4 protein-coding genes are annotated in these 4,137 nt (G+C 33.8%); 1 reads left to right on the plus strand and 3 read right to left on the minus strand.

The window, feature by feature from the left end; genetic code table 11:
- The first annotated feature begins 39 nt into the window (after positions 1-39).
- Positions 40-1,026, plus strand: a complete 987-nt coding sequence (locus AOG54_RS01230) for an NAD(P)-dependent alcohol dehydrogenase (RefSeq protein WP_394328369.1) — start codon at positions 40-42, stop codon at positions 1,024-1,026.
- A 4-nt stretch (positions 1,027-1,030) separates the two neighbouring features.
- On the opposite strand, the gene AOG54_RS01235 is transcribed toward AOG54_RS01230, so the two are convergent.
- The 3 genes from AOG54_RS01235 to ilvC form a co-directional block, all read right to left on the minus strand.
- Positions 1,031-2,401 (minus strand): MFS transporter, encoded by a 1,371-nt coding sequence (locus AOG54_RS01235; protein WP_055032294.1) that lies wholly within the window; start codon positions 2,399-2,401, stop codon positions 1,031-1,033.
- Positions 2,398-3,123 carry a cyclase family protein gene (locus tag AOG54_RS01240; protein ID WP_055032295.1) on the minus strand — a complete coding sequence of 242 codons (726 nt, stop codon included), beginning with the start codon at positions 3,121-3,123 and terminating at the stop codon, positions 2,398-2,400. The genes AOG54_RS01235 and AOG54_RS01240 overlap by 4 nt, the downstream gene beginning before the upstream one ends.
- Positions 3,124-3,127: 4 nt before the next feature.
- On the minus strand, positions 3,128-4,137 hold a 1,010-nt coding region (ilvC, locus tag AOG54_RS01245; protein WP_084795454.1), incomplete at its 5' end, for a ketol-acid reductoisomerase.

The raw sequence follows: 4,137 nt of genomic DNA on the forward strand, positions 1-4,137 counted from the left end.
ATCCAAGATTATGCATAAATCCACAGCCATTGATATGATATACAATCCACAGAAATAGAGGAAGATGATGATATTATAATTAAAGTTGCCGGGGTCGGAGTATGCAGAACCGATATACATGAAATATTTGGAAATCTAAAAGATAGAACAAGGCTGCCATTAATATTGGGACATGAAAACACTGGTTATGTATATGATTTTGGCTCCAAGGTACACAATATTTCAAAGAATGACCCGGTTATTTTATTTCCCTACATAACAAAGGGTTACTGTCTAAATTGCAGGAAGGGAAATGATATGTTTTGTACCGAAGATCCATATATGCCGGGTATAGACGCCAATGGTGGTTACGCAGAATTTATGAAAACTAAAATAAGGGCCGTTGTAAGTTTGCCAAAATCTATTAAAAATGATGATTTAATAAACATGGCACCGCTTGCAGATGCTGGCATCACCGCATACCATGCCATAAAGAAAGTATATCCACTTATCATTCCAGACAGCACAGTTATTGTATTCGGTGTTGGTGGTTTGGGTCATATTGCCATACAGATAATAAAGTCAATGACAGCAGCAAAAATAATTGCAATAGATATTTCACAGGAAAAATTGGAACTTGCAAAAAAATATGGTGCTGATTTTACATTATTGTTTTCAAACAATCATGATATAATAAAGGAATGCATGAAATTTACACATAATAACGGTGCAAATATTGTTTTTGACTTTGTAGGTGAAAATAATTCCACAGAATATTCACTAAAATTGGTAAAAAAGCAGGGTACAGTGGTTGTAGTTGGTTATGGCGGAATATTTAAGGAAAGTACATTCGATCTTATAATACGTGAAATAAACATAATTGGTAGCTTAACCGGCACATATTCAGAGTTTACTGAATTAATACAAATGTATCTTGATGGTAAAATAAAGGTTGAAACTCAAAGATTTAATTTAAGGGAGGCTGCAAAGGCCGATGAATTGCTTAAAAATGGAAAAATACAGGGAAGGGCTGTTTTGGTTCCTTAATATTTTAATAAGAAATATCTTCAAGAACTTCCCCAGATTTTATTTTTCTAAGAGTCAATGCAAATAGTTGACCTGCAGATAGGCCTATGGCCATAATTATCCATATAAGTATGGGATCGGTGCTAAAAAATATTACCAATAAAGTATATATTAAAGAACCTGCAAATGTTGAAAAGTTAAACCATCCAGTAAGAAATCCCATTAATGTACCACGAACACGTGTAGGAAAGCTTTCTGCCCAGTATGTATAACCTGCGCCAGACCATACACCATTTGTAAGCTGATACACAAAGAAATATATTATAGCCGCAAGTAATATATAATGTATATCAACAATAAATATAATAGCCATTATTGGTGTGGCTACAGCAGTATATACAAGTACGGTTTTTCTTCCAAATTTTTCACCTAAATAACCACTTAATGGATAAAAGAAGAACCCTAATCCACCAGATATTAGAAGTAGATATGCAACAAATGTTAAGCTCCACCCAAAGTAATGTTCCAGATAAAATGCAATAAATATATTAGTAAGTGCCCAAGATGAAGCATAAAAAAACCATGCAAGCATTATTTTTATTAATTGCCTACGTATGTATCCGGGTGTTGTAAATATCTGTTTGAATACATTTTTACCTGCCTGTGATAAATCAGTTTTATACTCCTCTATGCCCTCAATTTGATCCATGGGCACACCCTTTTTAAGTAAGGCCTTTATCCTTTTAAGATTTTCATATCTCTCAGGCTCCTTTATCCAGTATCTACCTATAACAACTGCTATTAATGGTATGGCTCCTATTGCAAATACAATCCTGAATCCAAATCTTATGGTTGCTAGATATATACCAGATGCAAGAAAAACACCTAGTGGCCAGCCACCCTGAACCCATGAATAAAGCCATCCCCTACTTTTTGGTCCAACGCTTTCGTTTACAATTGTTATTGATATACCAAGCTCGGCAAGTCCAAATGATGCTGCTATTGCTCTTACAGCAACAAGCTGTATAAAGTCGGTAACAACTGCTGTTAAGCCTGTAAATACTGCTGATATAAGAAGTGCAATCATCCATGCTATTCTCCTGCCCTTTGCATCCATCCAGTATCCCATACCAATTGGAACAAATATCGCAGTAAGGCTTATTACAGTTCCAGTTTCCGCAACCTGTGTTGATGTAAGATGAAGCGCAGAAGCAACAGAGGAATAACCTACTGTAAGTAGATTATAATTATATGAGGCTAATGCCCAACCCATCATTGCTATAAAAAATAGGTAAATACCATATTTTTTTCCCCTTACACCCCACACCTCATCTGTTTTATTTGTTTCCTCCTTCAGCTCACCTTTAAATTTTATATTATCATTTATGTCCGTCATTTTTTCACCTGCTTAAAAGCCAGTATTCTAACTGGAGAACCATCAGAATCCATAATATTAAGTGGCATTACAAAAAAAAGTGCATTAACATATTTTTCATTTAAAAGAAGTTTATCAATATTTGCAACTTCTTCAGCTATTATGGCGCCTGAATTAAGTATAATTTCATGAACCTTTTTTGCAGTATCTGTTATTTGTTTGTGCATTGGTGTTTCTGATGACCAGCCACCTATACTAAGCCCATCAGTGCCCACAAGTTTGATCTTTTTGGAAGTTAAAAATTCCGCCCCAGATATATCTAGATATGGCCATAAATACAAATACTCCTTATTATTTCCCCTTTTTTTATCCCATCCAGTATGGATAAAAACCATATCATTATTGTGTATAACATCTTTATATTCATCAAAATCTTCACTTTCTATAGGTTCTCCTGGCTTTTTATTGGAAAAATCAATTGCAACTCCACTGCCTATGAATGATGTAATTGGATATTTTTCTAAAGTTTTGCCATCTTCTATCATGTGCGCTGCAACATCTATATGTGTTCCATGGTGGGTATTCATAGATATCTTTTTTACAGCATAACCATCAATGTTCAATATCTTTAAATCCTGAACTGTAAACTCAGAATGCCCTGGCCATGATGGCATCCTATGATACATTGTATGTGTTAAATCAAATATTTCATAATTTTCTAAATTAAAAATATCTGTTTCCATTTATTCACCTTCCCAATATTTTATATAGTTTCCTCTCTTCAGTTTCCATGGGATGTTCTTTGGCCATTTCATGCAATCTATTATATACAATATAACCATTATTTTCCTCATCGTTCCATTCTCTTGCAAAAGTTCCATTTAATATATTTATGGCCTCATTTTTAAGAGTTTTTTTAAATTCATCAGTTATATATAATGGGCCACGCGTAAGCTGCCCATATTGACTGGTTCTTGAATGAGTTTTTAACTGATTAAATAAACCCATATCACGCATGGATTTTGCTATTTCAGCAAGTTCCCCAGATGCATATAACTCTAAAATAACGGATGCAGGTGAGGCACCAAGTTCTGTAGCAACATCATAATAGGCACGAAACGAATATAGCATTACACCAACCCAGGAATGCTCAGATAATAGGTCCACCAATGTTTCTTCTTTAAATGATGACAATACTGCACAACCACCCTTTCTAAACATACCAAGCCTATCACATAATGTCATTAATATGCTATATCCATTATTATTAGGATCCTGACCAACTGCAACAAGTGATGGAAAACCCTGATCATTTACATATACATCCCTAACTCCCCAACCAATCATTCTTGGTGCAATCATTAATACGGTTATATCGCTTCTTGGCCTTATAAATCCATAAAAATAATTATAGCCAGATGCAAATACAAGAGTTGCACCAATTTTTATATTAGGTTCTATATGGTTTTTATATATATTTTTTTGAATTTCATCAGGTATAAGTAGAAATATTATATCTGATTTTTTAACTGCCTCTGGTATATCATAAACCTTAAAACCATCTTTTTCTGCATCTTTAGCGTAGTTATCATTTACATTCCCGACTATAACATTTAAACCAGAATCTCTTAAATTTAGTGCTTGTGATTTACCCTGATTCCCATATCCTATTATGCCTATAATTTTATTGCCTATTTCACTAAAATAGTCTTTATTATCTAATTTTGTTATAATTATATTTTTCTCATTCGTCATAT

Source organism: Acidiplasma aeolicum, assembly GCF_001402945.1.
In the GTDB taxonomy this organism is placed as follows: Archaea; Thermoplasmatota; Thermoplasmata; order Thermoplasmatales; family Thermoplasmataceae; genus Acidiplasma; species Acidiplasma aeolicum.

Bases quoted from the DNA above. Each gene is read 5' to 3' on its own strand.
- AOG54_RS01235 (WP_055032294.1), bottom strand. From the start codon at position 2,401: ATGACGGACATAAATGATAATATAAAATTTAAAGGTGAGCTGAAGGAG.
- AOG54_RS01240 (WP_055032295.1), bottom strand. From the start codon at position 3,123: ATGGAAACAGATATTTTTAATTTAGAAAATTATGAAATATTTGATTTA.